Origin of the sequence: Rhodococcus sp. SMB37 (genome assembly GCF_004345605.1) — a bacterium.
Taxonomy (GTDB): domain Bacteria; phylum Actinomycetota; class Actinomycetes; order Mycobacteriales; family Mycobacteriaceae; genus Rhodococcus.
Genome location: NZ_SLVY01000004.1, coordinates 193,432 through 206,791, shown reverse-complemented (window position 1 = coordinate 206,791; position 13,360 = coordinate 193,432). Strand labels below are relative to the sequence as shown.

The window sequence follows — 13,360 nt, the reverse complement described above, 5'->3', positions numbered from 1 at the left end:
GTGCGCGGAGCCGCTCGATGGGCAATCCCCGTATCCGCCTGCCTGATCCTGGCAAGCTGCACCGCGAACAACGGCGATCCTCCCGTCCCGGCCGACGACCGCACTCAGTACCAGGCCTCCCGATACATGTCGCGCCCCGACCTGGCCCCACCGATCGTCGAGGTACTGACGCCACCAACGGACTCGGACGGGCTCGTCTTCCTGACCCCGCGGATCCACGAGCAGGGCGAGGACGACCCGGACACCGGGCTGTTGATCGTGGACCGCACGGGCAACCCGCTGTGGACGATGCCTCACGACGATCCGGATGGAGACACGTACGTCAACGACAGCGACGTGCAGACCTACCGTGGACAACCCGTGCTCACCTACTGGGAGGGGACATCGCCCGGCATCGGCTGGGGCGAAGGCACGTACCGGATCCTCGACTCGTCATACCGGCACATTGCATCTGTCGGTACGGGAAACGGACATGCCGCCGATTTCCACGATCTGGTGATCACACCGCGTGACACCGCATTGCTCACCTCGTATGTTCAGGAACACCGCGGGCGACCATTCCTCTCGGCGATCGTCCAGGAGATCGATATCGGCACCGGCGCAGTACTTTTCGAATGGAACAGCCTCGACCATATCGATCCGTCCGAATCGATGGTGCCCGAACCGGACGACCCGGAAGAGCACTATGACTACTTCCACATCAACTCCGTCGATGAGGACGGCGACGGCAATCTGCTGCTGTCCGCTCGACACACCCACGCGCTGTACAAGATCGACCGTAGTACAGGTGACGTGCTGTGGCGTCAGGGCGGCCCGCGCAGTGATTTCGCACTCGACGACGATGCCCGATTCGCGTGGCAGCACGATGCCCGCTGGCTCCCGGACGGGTGGATCAGTCTGCTCGACAATGTGTCGGACGACGAGAGCGCCGGAAGGCCGTCCCGTGCGCTCATCCTCGAACTCGACGAACAGAACCGCTCTGCTCGGACCATCCGAGCATTCGAGAACCCCGACCCGGTCACCAGCGCGACGCAGGCGAACCATCAGGTGCTGCCAAACGGCCACAGCTTCGTGGGCTGGGGCTCGGTTCCGACAGCCACCGAGTTCGGCGCGGACGGGTCGGTTCTGTGGCACGCATCCCTACCCGAAGGCATGTATTCGTACCGCGCGCACCTCTTCGATTGGACCGGAACGCCGAGCGAGCCGCCCGCGGTGGTTGCCCACCGGGACGAAGCCGCAGAATCCGGACCTATCGAGGTCGCGATGAGCTGGAACGGCGCCACCGAGGTCGCCGCGTGGCGCATCAGCTCCGGGCCTGGATCGGACGGCCCTACCCGTATCACCGAGGTGGCCGCAACAGGTTTCGAGACAGTTGCCACTGTCCCCGCCGAATCGGACCCCACCGATGTCGCGTCCCCGACATTCGTCACCGTAGAGGCGCTCGACGAAGCAGGTGTGGTCCTGGGCGCTTCCGAGACCGTCGAAGCGTCGGATGCGCGTTGACGCACGCCCGGCGATGTGGCGTCACTGTCCGGCGCGCGCATCGACAGCGGCAGCAACATCTTCCGCGATGAGATCTGCATTGACTGCCGCACCGGCCATCACACCTGCCCCCGATGCCACCATCACCATCGCCGACAGGTCACTCGCATTGCCCGCAGCCCAGACTCCGGGAACCTCCGTCTTCCCCATCGGGTCGGAGTCGATGAACTCTCCGAGCGGGTGGTCGGTCACCGTTCCGCCGAGCTGTTCGTAGAGGTCTGCCCGAGCGTGGAACCGCGGAGCAACCACCACCGCGTCCTGCTCGGCCTCGGGTGCGCCGTCGAGCATGACAGTCACGCCCCTCTCCCCCTCGTCGCGGAGTCCCTCGACGCGGACGTCGACCACACGGATCTGCCGCGCCGCCAACTGTTCGGTCGCGTCGGCGTCGAGTTCCGGCATCGTGTGGGTGAACAGCGTGACGTCGCCGGTGAGCTGCCGGAACATCAGCGCCTGGTGGACACTCATCGGGCTCGACCCGATCACGCCGACGCGCTGATCGCGCACTTCCCATCCATGGCAGTAGGGGCAGTGAAGCACCTTCTTGCCCCACATCTCCTTCACGCCGGGCAGGTCGGGAAGTTCGTCGACGAGTCCCGATGCCAGTACGAGCCGTCGTGCCCGGACGGTTCCGCTTTCCTCGAGGTCCACCTCGAACGCATCACCCTCGCGTCGCGCCGCTATCGCGGTGTCGACGCGTATCTCTGCCCCGTATCCGAGCGCTTCCTTGCGTCCGGCGGCGAGCAGGTCGAGTGGTGGAACACCATCCTGGCCGAGGACGTTGTGCGCACCTTCGGCCGGGGCATTGCGCGGTTCTCCTGCGTCGACGACGAGCACCGAGCGTCGCGAGCGGGCGAGCGCGGTCGCAGCACTCAACCCTGCTGCGCCACCCCCGATCACCGCAACGTCATAGTGTGCAATAGCAGGCAGGTCGGTGGTCGAACTCATCAGTTTCCTCCTCGGTCGAGTTTTCTTGCTGCCCACACGGTTCGGCCCCCACGGACTCTCAGGTCGTTCCTGCTCATCACCGAGTGGGGCCCGTTTTCCGAGCTCAACTGCGCCAGGGTGTCGAGATCGTCTGCAGACAGGCCGCCTTCGAGTCCTTCTCGAAGCTTGCTCACCACCGTGCGGGCGTAGGTCCGTGCGGTCGGTGTGGTGCCGTCGAGGTCGATCTCGGTGCGGCGCACAGCTTCGACGTCGAACCCCGCACGTTCGAGGTCCTCGCTCCAATCCGGGTGATTGTTCCACCCGCGTTCACCCGCGAGCGTGTGAGCGCGCGCCTCGAGCCCCGGTGTGCCGATCCCGATCTCGTCGGGAAGGAATCGCGGTTGAGATTCCATTTCGACGACCACCAGGAGCGCTCCAGGATTCAGCGAATCGTGGAGTTGCCGCAGGAAGGCGTGGGGTTCCTGGACGTGGTGCAACGACAATGCCGCCCACACGAGATCCGCCGACTCGACCGCCGGCCAGCCGGCGTCCAGATCTGCCTCGACAGTTTTCACTCGGTCCTGAAAACCGTGCTGACCGGCTGTGTCGCGCACTCGTGACAGCATCTCCGGCGACCGATCGACGGCGATCACCTCTGCTTCGGGGAATCGTGTTGCGAGAGCGCGAGTGCCTGTCCCCGTTCCGGCACCCACGTCGACGATGACACGGGGATCGACCCGATCGGCGACCCAGTCGACCAGGCCGTCCAGGTACTCGCGGTGCACCTCCGCATCGAGATCCAGCAGGTCTGCCGGGGAGTCGCCGTGCCGGTGCGCTTGATGATGACTGTGCTGATGCATTCCTCCACGCTATAGCGATCAATGCGGATTTGGCATATCATTTTGCCTATGGAGCAAGAAGACGTCGATCTGGACCAGGTCGTCCGGCAGCGCATCCGGAGTCTGCGACTGGCACGTGGATGGACACTCGATGCACTGGCAGCCCGGTGCCACATCAGTCCTTCGAACCTGAGCCGCATCGAAACCGGCCGTCGCAGGATTGCATTGGATCAGCTCGTCCCGATCGCGCGCGCACTCGACACCACGATCGATCACCTCGTCGAATCCGATGACGACCAGGATGTGGTGATCCGGCCGCAACCGTGCGACACCCCCGGCTTCACCACCTGGCTTCTCTCACGCGAACGATCCCTCAACGGAGTCACGATCGCGAAGATGCGCATCACCAACGAAAACCCCAGCCCGACGGACAAGCTGCCGGTCCACCCTGGGCACGAATGGTTCACGGTCCTCACCGGCACCGCTCGCCTTCAGCTCGGTGAACGCACCATCCTCATCCAGGAGGGCAGCGCAGCCGAGTTCTCGACGATGACGCCGCACGCGATCAGCGCCCACGATGGCGTCGTCGAGATCCTCACCATTCTCGATCACAACGGAGAACGCGCGCACCTGCACGGCAACAGTGCGTCAGCGACCACTCGGCCGTAGAGACCACTGCGCAGCCGCCGCGACACCGTCCAGAAGCGCAGTGGTGATGAGCAGGCCGCGACCCAGCCGCGACGGTGCCCTCGACAATCCGACGCAGCACGCTGCCACCCAGCCGAGGTTGACCACCCCGGCGATCCCGAGGTCGCGGCGTCGAACCGGACGACGAGCAGCTGCACAACTCAGGACGACACTGGTCACACCCAGTCCAACAGCAACAGATACACGTACACGGTGCGACGGGTCGACCGAACCTACGGCCCGCTCGTCCACCGACACTGCCACCGCGGCGGCCGCGCACCCGACGCCATCGAGTCCGAGCAATACCCGAGCGAGCTCGTCCCGGTTCATTTCGGCTCCCACGTGATCCCCACGGATTGCGGTCGGTGGCAGCGTAACGCGATCAACGGGTGATCAACGCACGTAGTGTGATTTCCGAACCAGAGAAGAACGGAGCGAACGGTGGCCGGAACCACGGTGGAACCGCCGTCAGTGACGGAGTTGATGGCCGAACTGGCAGAGCTCGAAGACCCGAAGATCCGTGAGGTGAACGTCAAGCACGGCGACGATCACGGGGTCAACCTCACCCAACTGCGCGCGATCGCCAAGAGGCTGAAGATCCAGCAGGATCTCGCCGGGGAACTCTGGGAGACCGGCGACAGCGCGGCGAGACTGCTCGCAATCCTCATCAGTCGGCCGAAAGCGTTCACACGCGACGCCCTGGACACGATGTTGCGGGAAGCACGCGTACCCAAAGTCCAGGATTGGCTGGTCAACTACGTCGTGAAGAAGAGCCCGCACGCCGACGAATTGCGCGTGCTGTGGTTCGACGATCCGGACCAGGTCGTGGCGAGCGCAGGTTGGGCCCTGACATCCGAACGAGTGGTGAAAAAGCCCGCGGGTCTCGATCTCTCCGGGCTGCTCGACACCATCGAAATGCAGATGAGGAATGCTCCGGAACGCCTGCAGTGGGCCATGAACACCTGTCTCGCCCAGATCGGGATCGAGCACCCCGAGTATCGCGCCCGGGCCCTCGATATCGGTCACCGTTCGAAGGTCTTCGAGGACTACCCGACCTCCCCTGGCTGTACGTCCCCGTTCGCACCCATCTGGATCACCGAAATGGTGAACCGGAAAACCGACAAGTGAGGCCACCATGAAACTGATGCGCGCCGTAGGCGTCTGTGCCACCACCATTGCCACCTCGGCCCTGCTCGCTGCAGGAGTGGCTTCGGCTTCGGTGACCGTCCCGTTCCAGATCGATCCGGCACCGTACGGGAATCCGAACGGAAGCTTCGATGCGCCGTCGATCCGCTGCGTCGCGGTGGTCGGCGAAGAGTCGGGCGTCGTGACGATCACCGGCGGGAAAGAGGATGGCTGGGGCTGTCTCCTCTACGCGGATGTGCAATGGGTGAACCTGTCGACCGGCGAATCCGGATCTGCCCGCCTGTCGGACGGGCTCAACGGTATTCCGGCATTCGCTACCATCGATACCGGCGCCGGGCAGGTCGCCGTCCTCTTGACCTCGGCAACGGCCGGCCCGGTCACCCCCGGCATCGCCACATTCCAGGTGACGTAGACGGCGTCCGATCGAGAAACACCGCGTCGGGAAGAACACGCTGCATATACTCCGGCAATGCTGATCATCGGGATCATCCTGTTCGGAATACTCATCGGCGCAGGTGCACAACTGATTCTGGGCAAGTCCACGTCCGGAATCGATTGGACAGTAGCGTTTGCCGCAGGCATCGGCGGCTCTTTCGTCGGCGGCCTCCTCATCAGTCTGTTCGCCGGGGACGGTCTCCATTTCCGTCCCAGCGGCATCATCGGCTCGATCGTCGGCGCTGTCATCGTCACCGCAGCGTGGTTCTGGTGGAAGGGACGTACGAGCTCCTCCGTGGGCTGACGTCGAAGGGCCTGTCACACCACTGACGGTGCGACAGGCCCTTCTGGTCCGAGTCAGATCCGAGTGACGTCCAGCCCACCATCGTGGTACTGCGACCGCAGGCGCTTCTTGTCGAATTTACCGACGCTGGTCTTGGGAACCTCGCTGACGACGGTCCAATTCTCGGGAAGCTGCCACTTGGCGACCTTGTCCGACAGGAAGTCGCGCAGCGTATCGACGGTCGCGTCGGCCCCCGCACGAAGCACGACGGCAACCAGCGGACGTTCGTCCCACTTGTCGTCGGGCACACCGATCACCGCTGCTTCGAGAACATCCGGGTGCCCCATGACCGCGTTCTCCAGATCGACCGACGAAATCCACTCGCCTCCGGACTTGATGATGTCCTTGGTGCGGTCCGTCAGCGTGAGATAGCCGTCCGGAGTGATGCTCCCGACGTCGCCCGTGCGCAACCATCCGTCGTGGAACTTCTCGGGCGTCTCGACACCGTAATAGGAGGCTGCGATCCACGGCCCGCGAACCTCGAGTTCACCGATGCTGACGCCGTCGTTCGGAACCACCTCGTCGTCGTCACCGACGAGCCGCGCCTGCACCGACGCCGGGAATCGTCCCTGCGTGTACCGGTAGCGCCACCGCTCGTCGCCCTCGGCATCGACCGGCGGTCGCGCCACCGAGCCCAGCGGCGACGTCTCGGTCATTCCCCAGGCGTGCAGAACCTGCACCTCGTGGTCGGTCTCGAACGCGTGCATCAGCGACGGCGGCACCGCCGATCCACCGATCAGCACCTCCTTCATGAAGGAGATGTCCTGCGGATGCTCTACGAGATACTGGTGCAGTCCGAGCCAGATGGTCGGGACGGCGGCGGCGAAGGTCGGGCGCTCTGCAGCGATGAGTGCGGCGAGCGGCTCGGGCTGCAGAAAGCGGTCGGGCATGATGAGCGATGCACCGATCATGAACGCCGCATACGGCAGCCCCCACGACATCGCATGGAACTGCGGCACCACGGCCAGCGCCCGGTCGCCCTGGCGAAGCGCAGGCCCTTCCGTCGTGCACACTTGCATCGAATGCAGGTAGATCGAACGGTGCGAGTATGCAACGCCTTTCGGGTCGCCGGTCGTGCCGGATGTGTAGCACATCGCGGCTGCGGATCGCTCGTCCACCTCGGGCCAGTCGAAGTCGGTGGGCCGGCCGGCGATCAGGCCCTCGTAGGTGTGCAGCTGCACACCGTCCGGGACCTCGAGTCCGGCGTCCGAGTCGCCGGTCACGATCACATGCTTGACGGTGGTCAACTGCGGCAGCTGCGGTGCCAGCAACGGCACGAGGGTCGGATCGACGATGATCACGTGGTCTTCGGCATGGTTGGCCACGTGGATCAGCTGTTCCGGGAACAGGCGGATGTTGAGGGTGTGCAGGACGGCGCCCATCGCCGGTATGGCGAGGTACGCCTCGAGGTGTTCGCCGTTGTTCCACATGAATGTCGCGACACGCTCGTCACCGTCGACGCCGAGTTCGCGCAGAGCGTGTGCCAGCTGCGCACACCGTTGGCCGACCTCGGCGTAGCTACGCCGGCGCGCGCCGGCATCGGTCCAGGTCACCACCTCCGCCCCACTGTGAACGGAGCTGCCGTGGCGCAGAATCTGCGCGATGGACAAGGGTGCGTCTTGCATGGTGCTCAACATGAATCGCTCCTCTTCGATCGGTTCGCGACCATTGTGTCGTACGCCACCCGATTTCGGACCATCGAGGTGTGCTGCGCCGTGGAACGGACAGTTCACGCATCGGCCGGATAGCGTCACGGAATGATCACCGGTCTGCATTCACCGGTCTACACCGACGAGCCCGAAGCAACACGAGAGTTCTTCCGCGACGTCCGGGACGACGGCTACGGTCTCACCGTCGATGTCGCGGTGCCGGGCGCCGGCAACATCATGCTGTACGAACCTTGCTATGAGCCGCCGGCGTTCCTCGAGCACCGACCGACCGTTCGCCACTGGCAGTATGGAGGCGTGGCAGATCCTCGCGCGATTCCGATGCTCCCCTGCTCGAATATCGACGAGATCGAAGGCTTCTTCGTTGCCCTCGGTTTCGATGTCGCGCACCGCCAGCTCAGACCGAATCCGTACTTGGCTCTCAACGGCCACGGTTTCGATCTGCACTATTACGGCTTGGACGGGCACACACCGGAGAACTCCCACAGCAGCTGCGGCATCGCCGTCGACGACACCGGCCCGATCTGGGGAACCTTCGCAACCGGGCTCCGCGAGGAGTACGGCCGTGTTCCCGTTTCCGGGTTCCCACGTATGACCCGTCCACGGCCACGAAAGAACGCGGATGGGCTGTCCGGATTCAGTCTCGTAGATCCGGCGGGGAACTGGATCCGGTTCATGGCGAGATCAGGGTCGAAGGAATCGCCCACTGAGCACCCCCGGTTGGGGGAAGCACTTCACAATGCGATCGTGCTGGCGGACAGTATGGGGGACGTCGCCCAAGCAGCAAAGCTCCTCAGAGGAGCCGTGAGACGTGCACCGGACGACGACCCGATCCTCGACCAAGCACGGGTCTTCCTCGACGAACTGGAATCCCGATTGCGTGGCAGCTGACCGTGATGCATACGCCCACGTGGCCATTCACACGAATCACATGACCGGACTTGCCGCAGGCAGACGTCATTCCGTTGGACTCCACGCCGATGGAACCGTCGTCGCTGCAGGAAACGGCTCTGCCGGCGAGTGCGACGTTCTCGGATGGCGGAACATCGTCGCGGTGGCTGCCGGGAATGTGCACACCGCCCGGAACACCGGAAGGTCTCACACCGTCGGCCTGCGGGAAGACGGAACCATCGTAGCCACGGGATGGAACGGCGACGGGCAGTGCGACGTGGGCAGGTGGCACGAAATCGTCGCGGTCGCTGCAGGCCGGCGCCGCACGCTCGGAGTGCGGACAGACGGCATCGTTGTGGCTGCCGGCCGCAACAACGAACAGCAGTGCCTGGTCGGCTCCTGGCGCGAGGTCGTCGACATCGCCGCCGGTGACTGGCATTCCGTCGGCGTCCGGAACGACGGTACTGCCGTCGCCACGGGCAACAATCGATTCGGACAGTGCGAGATGGACGACTGGCGCAACCTCACAGCGATCACCGCGGGATACCTCCATACCGTCGGCCTGAGAACCGACGGAACCGTTCTCGCTGCCGGGCAACGCAAGTCGGGAGCGTGCGACGTAGACGAGTGGGCCGGAGTGACGTCGGTGGCCGCAGGAAGTCATCACACCGTCGGCGTGCTCGCGAGCGGCGGGGTTCGCGCCGTCGGCGACAACAGTCACGGGCAGTGCGACGTCCACGGGTGGCACGGCATCGTCGCGGTCGCGGCAGGCTCCACTCATACGCTCGGTCTACGTGCCGATGGCACAGTCGTTGCGGCGGGTGGTCCGAAGGATGGTCGATGCGATGTCGATGCATGGCACGACATCCGGCTACCCAGATCTCGGCCTCATCCGCAACAGCCCTACCGATCGTGACGAGCGACGAATTCGCGAACCCGGTCGATGACCGCTTGCGGCTCATCCACCAGCATCGCGTGGCTTGCATCTGGGAGCATGTGCAACTCGGCCTGGGGCGAGACGTCGCGAACCATCTTCGACGCCGGGATCGACGGAACCAGCCGACTCCGACCTCCGAGCATGATCATCAAGGGCGTTCGGATGCCTTTCCACTGGTCCTTCGTCAGCCGTGTCGGGCGCGGCGTTCCTCGCTGCACGAAGTCGGTCCGAGCGGCCATCAGTAGGTCGAGCATCGTGGATTCCGGAAGCCGTCCCCCCCTCGGCGAACCGATCCCAGACCGCGACGGTGCTGCCCCCACCTTGCAGCAGCACGAGCGGGTCCCCGGTCCCCGAGCTGCAGACCGTCGAGACCATGGTCGACCCGAAACTCGTCTCCACCGAACGATCTTCACGATCGGGCCACTTCGCCATCGCCTTGTCGAAGGCACCCAGAAAATGCTCCTCGGACCGCGCGTTCTCGAACCTCCCGACCATTTCACCCATACGACGAACATAACTCGGCCGGCGGCGGCACATGACCACCGCAATCACTCCCGAATCGACCGGCGGGATGGTGACGCCACCGTGGCCGAGTCGACGCTCCACACACGTACTACATGACGTACATATCCAGGACGCGGAGTGAGCCGTAGAGCCATGGATGTGCCGCTCCATACGTCTACGGATCCCGCCGCGATCGGAATCGCGCGACTCACGCAGGAGAACGCGGCGCCCCCATACCCGGATCGATCCGGGCCGGCCCGTCCACCGTCGGCGACAGCGGGAAGTCGAAGATCGCAGTCGGAAGATAGACCGTGGCACAGGAATTGGGGATGTCCACGACTCCGGACAGACGTCCCTCGATCGGTGCTGCACCGAGGAGAAGGTACGCCTGCTCCGGGCTGTATCCGAATTTCGTGAGGTATTCGATGGCGTGCAGACATGCCCGTTGATATGCCAATTGCGAATCGAGATAGCGCTGTTCACCGTCGAGCGTCACCGAGGTCCCCGAGAATGCGAGCCATTCGGAGAACTGGGGGTCGGTGTTACCCGGCATGAAGATCGCGTTCTCGCTCACCCCGTAGGTGTCCATTCCACCCGGGATCAGGTCGACGCGCAGATCGATGAAGCCACCCATCTCGATGGCGCCACAGAAGGTGATCTCGCCGTCGCCCTGCGAGAAGTGGAGGTCGCCGACCGACAGGTTCGCGCCGTCGACGAACACTGGGTAGAAGATCCGGCTACCCTTGGTCAGGTTCTTGATGTCCTGGTTGCCGCCGTTCTCGCGGGGAGGTGCGGTGCGTGCACCTTCCGCCGCGACACGCTCGAACTCCGCCCCCGCGAGGCTGCCCAGGATCGCACCGTTCGGCTCCGGCGGTAGCGCCAGCGGCGGCACCCGGTCGGGGTCGGTCGCGATCAACGCGGCCTCACGGGTGTTCCAGGTGGACAGCAGATCGTGCGACGGAGCCGTTCCCATCAGCCCCGGGTGCACGATGCCGGTGAACGACACGTGCGGAATGTGACGGCTGGTCGCCTTCTGGCCCGAAAAATCCCAGACCGCCTTGTAGGCGTCCGGGAACTGGTCGGTGAGGAAGCCGCCACCGTTGGGCTTGGCGAAAATGCCGGTGTAGCCCCAGCCCTGTCCCGCGAGCGGGCCGGAATCCTCCTGCGGGATCGGGCCGAGGTCGAGAATGTCGACGATCAGGAGGTCACCCGGTTTCGCGCCCTCGACCGCGAACGGCCCCGACAGCGCATGCACCGTGTGCAGCGGCGCGTTGCGGATGTCGTCGGCGGAGTCGTCGTTGTGGATTTCCCCGTCGAACCATTCCCGGCAGTGCACCCGGAACGACTCCCCCGGCTTCACCGTGGCCACAGGTGGGATGTCGGGGTGCCAACGGTTGTGGCCGATCTTGTCCTGATCGGTGAAGCGGCGGGTCGAGTCGAGGGGAAAGACGACGTCGGGCACTGGACCTCCTGGGTCGGTCGATCTCGGTCAAAGGCGCGTTCAAGGGCGCGGGAGCAGCCGATGCCTCGGGTCGGTCGACACCGGACGCGACGACCGCCGCGGGCCACCGGGGAGCGCACCCGATACGACGCCCGGATCGGACGCCGTGCGCGCTGTAGCGTCGTGAAGGCGCATCGCGGTGGATGCGCCGCGACCGAGACGCGGCGCGGTGATCGCGCGGGGCGCGTGCTGCCCGCACGAGGGGCATGCAGTGGACGGGCCGACGTCGTTCATCGGAATCGATGCGTCGAACGGACCACACTCGGCGCACCGGAAGTCGTACAACGGCATCGGCATCGGCCTTTCGAATGGATCAGCTGCCGAAACCGTAACCGACCAGGCGGTTCCGCGCGCCGCGTCGACGAAATTCGTAACTCCCTGGAAAAGCCGCTGCAATCGGTCCCGTCGGTCATCTGCGCTGTCGGCAGTGCGAGAATCTTTCCGTGCCCATGCCCTCACCGCTCCCCGTCAAGAACGGGGTCGGACCGACACGTCTGCGGGTGCCGACGACCGGTCCCTGGTCGACGATCGCCGAGTACGTCGTGGCGAGATTCGACCATATGGACGCAGGCACCCTCTATCAGCGGTTCGACGACGGCGAGATCGTGGCAGCCGATGGCAGTCCGATCGATCGCAGCGCGGTGTTGGGTACGCATCGGTTCATCTGGTACTACCGCGAACTGCCCGTGGAAGTCCCGGTGCCGTTCCACGAGGAGATCCTGCACATCGACGACGACCTCGTCGTCGTCGACAAGCCGCACTTCCTCCCCACCACTCCGGGCGGTCGGTACTTGCGCGAGTCTGCACTCGTCCGCTTGCGGATCCGTCTGGACAATCCCGATCTGACGCCGATTCATCGATTGGACCGCGCGACAGCCGGCCTGGTCATGTTCTCGGCCCGGCCCTTGACGCGCGGCGCCTATCAATCGCTGTTCGAGAAGCGGCAGGTCGTGAAGGTCTACGAAGCAGTGTCGGCGCGACCGGCAGACTGGAATCCCGACGCGCCGATACTTGCGGGGCACACCGTTCCTGTCACCTATCGGAATCACATCGAGGCGCGTAAAGGCAAGTTGCGAGTGATCGTCGACGACGCCCGAGAACCCAACTCGCAGACTGTGGTCGACGTACTCGGGTCCGGCATGAGCACCTCGGGACGCGCTGTTCTCCATACGATCCTGCGTCCGTGCACCGGGCGCATGCACCAACTTCGAGTACATCTCGCCGCGCTCGGTATCGGAATCCTGGGCGACCGCTGGTATCCCGAGCTCCTACCCGAAGCTCCGGACGATCATGCTCTCCCCCTCCAATTGCTCGCGCGGGAGCTGGAATTCACCGATCCGCTATCCGGATCGACGCGGAGATTCGTCACCCACCGAACGCTGGATGAGGCGCCCGAGTCGGAGCCGGTCGAACAGCGCCACCGATAACTCGGGGGCATTCAGACGACCTTCTTCACCACGCTGGACTTCAGCTGCATCTGACCGAATCCCGGCACCTTCGCATCGATATCGTGGTCACCCACTCCATCGGTGATCAACCGGATTCCGCGTACCTTCGTGCCCATCTTCACGACCCCGCCGCCTGCACCCTTGACCTTGAGGTCTTTCACGATGTGGACGGTGTCGCCGTCGGCAAGCACGTTGCCGACAGCATCCTTGACGACGCGCTCGGCATTATCGACCTGCACCTCGCCGTCTGTGGACCACTCGTGACCACACATCGGACATGTCAACAACGCGCCGGTCTCATAGGTGAACTCGCTGGCACAGACGGGGCACGGCGGAAGCTGATCTGACATAAGAACGGGACGCTATCACATCACCCAGAAGGCCCGTCCACTTGGGAAATCAGTGTTGAGAGGGCCGAGCCGACCCAGCAGTCGACTGGCCTCACCGCACGTCCCCCCAAGAACGCGATGATACGTCCACGCGTTGTACCCCCAGA

At 64.6% G+C, this 13,360-nt stretch carries 16 protein-coding genes; 8 read left to right on the top strand and 8 right to left on the bottom strand.

The genetic code is table 11. The annotated features are described in order from the left end of the window. Entirely contained in the window at positions 1–1,503 is a 1,503-nt protein-coding gene (locus tag EV641_RS08740) for an arylsulfotransferase family protein (RefSeq protein WP_132471506.1), read from the top strand. Between the two features lie 21 nt (positions 1,504–1,524). Here EV641_RS08740 and EV641_RS08735 read toward each other — a convergent pair whose 3' ends face one another. Beyond that, the gene (locus EV641_RS08735) at positions 1,525–2,487 is read right to left on the bottom strand and encodes an NAD(P)/FAD-dependent oxidoreductase (RefSeq protein ID WP_132471505.1); all 963 of its coding nucleotides are present in this window, start codon (positions 2,485–2,487) and stop codon (positions 1,525–1,527) included. Next, positions 2,487–3,326: a class I SAM-dependent methyltransferase gene (locus tag EV641_RS08730; protein WP_132471504.1), complete on the bottom strand. Its 840-nt coding sequence runs from the start codon at positions 3,324–3,326 to the stop codon at positions 2,487–2,489. The genes EV641_RS08735 and EV641_RS08730 overlap by 1 nt, the downstream gene beginning before the upstream one ends. 48 nt (positions 3,327–3,374) lie before the next feature. On the opposite strand from EV641_RS08730, the gene EV641_RS08725 reads away from it, so the two are divergent. After that, the gene (locus EV641_RS08725; RefSeq protein ID WP_132471503.1) at positions 3,375–3,974 is read left to right on the top strand and encodes a helix-turn-helix transcriptional regulator; all 600 of its coding nucleotides are present in this window, start codon (positions 3,375–3,377) and stop codon (positions 3,972–3,974) included. Here EV641_RS08725 and EV641_RS08720 read toward each other — a convergent pair. Then, complete coding sequence (locus EV641_RS08720; RefSeq protein ID WP_132471502.1) at positions 3,954–4,322, bottom strand: hypothetical protein; 369 nt, start codon at positions 4,320–4,322, stop codon at positions 3,954–3,956. The genes EV641_RS08725 and EV641_RS08720 overlap by 21 nt on opposite strands. A gap of 153 nt (positions 4,323–4,475) precedes the next feature. Between EV641_RS08720 and EV641_RS08715 the strand changes: the two genes are divergently transcribed. The 3 genes from EV641_RS08715 to EV641_RS08705 are packed head-to-tail and all read left to right on the top strand — an operon-like array spanning position 4,476 to position 5,877. Continuing rightward, positions 4,476–5,120 carry a DNA alkylation repair protein gene (locus EV641_RS08715; protein WP_132471642.1) on the top strand — a complete coding sequence of 215 codons (645 nt, stop codon included), beginning with the start codon at positions 4,476–4,478 and terminating at the stop codon, positions 5,118–5,120. 7 nt (positions 5,121–5,127) lie between these two features. Further along, positions 5,128–5,550: a hypothetical protein gene (locus tag EV641_RS08710; RefSeq protein WP_132471501.1), complete on the top strand. Its 423-nt coding sequence runs from the start codon at positions 5,128–5,130 to the stop codon at positions 5,548–5,550. Between the two features lie 57 nt (positions 5,551–5,607). Then, entirely contained in the window at positions 5,608–5,877 is a 270-nt protein-coding gene (locus tag EV641_RS08705) for a GlsB/YeaQ/YmgE family stress response membrane protein (protein WP_132471500.1), read from the top strand. Positions 5,878–5,930: 53 nt separating this feature from the next. Here the strand turns inward: EV641_RS08705 and EV641_RS08700 are convergent, their stop codons facing one another. Continuing rightward, positions 5,931–7,553 carry a long-chain fatty acid--CoA ligase gene (locus EV641_RS08700; protein WP_132471499.1) on the bottom strand — a complete coding sequence of 541 codons (1,623 nt, stop codon included), beginning with the start codon at positions 7,551–7,553 and terminating at the stop codon, positions 5,931–5,933. A 120-nt stretch (positions 7,554–7,673) separates the two neighbouring features. On the opposite strand from EV641_RS08700, the gene EV641_RS08695 reads away from it, so the two are divergent. Together EV641_RS08695 and EV641_RS08690 are read left to right on the top strand one after the other, a co-directional pair. Beyond that, positions 7,674–8,474 (top strand): hypothetical protein, encoded by an 801-nt coding sequence (locus EV641_RS08695; protein WP_132471498.1) that lies wholly within the window; start codon positions 7,674–7,676, stop codon positions 8,472–8,474. A gap of 40 nt (positions 8,475–8,514) precedes the next feature. Next, entirely contained in the window at positions 8,515–9,390 is an 876-nt protein-coding gene (locus tag EV641_RS08690) for a chromosome condensation regulator (protein WP_132471497.1), read from the top strand. On the opposite strand, the gene EV641_RS08685 is transcribed toward EV641_RS08690, so the two are convergent. From EV641_RS08685 to EV641_RS08675, 3 genes are all read right to left on the bottom strand, one after another. Continuing rightward, the gene (locus EV641_RS08685; RefSeq protein WP_132471496.1) at positions 9,378–9,665 is read right to left on the bottom strand and encodes an alpha/beta hydrolase; all 288 of its coding nucleotides are present in this window, start codon (positions 9,663–9,665) and stop codon (positions 9,378–9,380) included. The two genes, EV641_RS08690 and EV641_RS08685, sit on opposite strands and share 13 nt — an antisense overlap. A 458-nt stretch (positions 9,666–10,123) precedes the next feature. Next, positions 10,124–11,377, bottom strand: a complete 1,254-nt coding sequence (fmdA, locus tag EV641_RS08680) for a formamidase (RefSeq protein WP_054713994.1) — start codon at positions 11,375–11,377, stop codon at positions 10,124–10,126. A 39-nt stretch (positions 11,378–11,416) separates the two neighbouring features. Next, entirely contained in the window at positions 11,417–11,707 is a 291-nt protein-coding gene (locus tag EV641_RS08675) for a zinc ribbon domain-containing protein (RefSeq protein ID WP_199233187.1), read from the bottom strand. A gap of 158 nt (positions 11,708–11,865) precedes the next feature. Between EV641_RS08675 and EV641_RS08670 the strand changes: the two genes are divergently transcribed. Next, the gene (locus EV641_RS08670; protein WP_054714982.1) at positions 11,866–12,843 is read left to right on the top strand and encodes a pseudouridine synthase; all 978 of its coding nucleotides are present in this window, start codon (positions 11,866–11,868) and stop codon (positions 12,841–12,843) included. A gap of 11 nt (positions 12,844–12,854) precedes the next feature. Here EV641_RS08670 and EV641_RS08665 read toward each other — a convergent pair whose 3' ends face one another. Then, on the bottom strand, positions 12,855–13,214 hold the full coding sequence (locus tag EV641_RS08665) for a zinc ribbon domain-containing protein YjdM (protein WP_054714984.1): 360 nt from the start codon (positions 13,212–13,214) through the stop codon (positions 12,855–12,857). Between the last annotated feature and the right edge of the window lie 146 nt (positions 13,215–13,360).

What these genes read in the sequence shown, in the direction of transcription:
- EV641_RS08735 (WP_132471505.1), bottom strand. Translation starts at nt 2,487, where the DNA reads ATGAGTTCGACCACCGACCTGCCTGCTATTGCACACTATGACGTTGCG.
- EV641_RS08730 (WP_132471504.1), bottom strand. Translation starts at nt 3,326, where the DNA reads ATGCATCAGCACAGTCATCATCAAGCGCACCGGCACGGCGACTCCCCG.
- EV641_RS08725 (WP_132471503.1), top strand. Translation starts at nt 3,375, where the DNA reads ATGGAGCAAGAAGACGTCGATCTGGACCAGGTCGTCCGGCAGCGCATC.
- EV641_RS08720 (WP_132471502.1), bottom strand. Translation starts at nt 4,322, where the DNA reads ATGAACCGGGACGAGCTCGCTCGGGTATTGCTCGGACTCGATGGCGTC.
- EV641_RS08715 (WP_132471642.1), top strand. Translation starts at nt 4,476, where the DNA reads ATGGCCGAACTGGCAGAGCTCGAAGACCCGAAGATCCGTGAGGTGAAC.
- EV641_RS08710 (WP_132471501.1), top strand. Translation starts at nt 5,128, where the DNA reads ATGAAACTGATGCGCGCCGTAGGCGTCTGTGCCACCACCATTGCCACC.
- EV641_RS08705 (WP_132471500.1), top strand. Translation starts at nt 5,608, where the DNA reads ATGCTGATCATCGGGATCATCCTGTTCGGAATACTCATCGGCGCAGGT.
- EV641_RS08700 (WP_132471499.1), bottom strand. Translation starts at nt 7,553, where the DNA reads ATGTTGAGCACCATGCAAGACGCACCCTTGTCCATCGCGCAGATTCTG.
- EV641_RS08695 (WP_132471498.1), top strand. Translation starts at nt 7,674, where the DNA reads ATGATCACCGGTCTGCATTCACCGGTCTACACCGACGAGCCCGAAGCA.
- EV641_RS08690 (WP_132471497.1), top strand. Translation starts at nt 8,515, where the DNA reads ATGACCGGACTTGCCGCAGGCAGACGTCATTCCGTTGGACTCCACGCC.
- EV641_RS08685 (WP_132471496.1), bottom strand. Translation starts at nt 9,665, where the DNA reads ATGCTCGACCTACTGATGGCCGCTCGGACCGACTTCGTGCAGCGAGGA.
- EV641_RS08675 (WP_199233187.1), bottom strand. Translation starts at nt 11,707, where the DNA reads ATGCCGTTGTACGACTTCCGGTGCGCCGAGTGTGGTCCGTTCGACGCA.
- EV641_RS08670 (WP_054714982.1), top strand. Translation starts at nt 11,866, where the DNA reads ATGCCCTCACCGCTCCCCGTCAAGAACGGGGTCGGACCGACACGTCTG.
- EV641_RS08665 (WP_054714984.1), bottom strand. Translation starts at nt 13,214, where the DNA reads ATGTCAGATCAGCTTCCGCCGTGCCCCGTCTGTGCCAGCGAGTTCACC.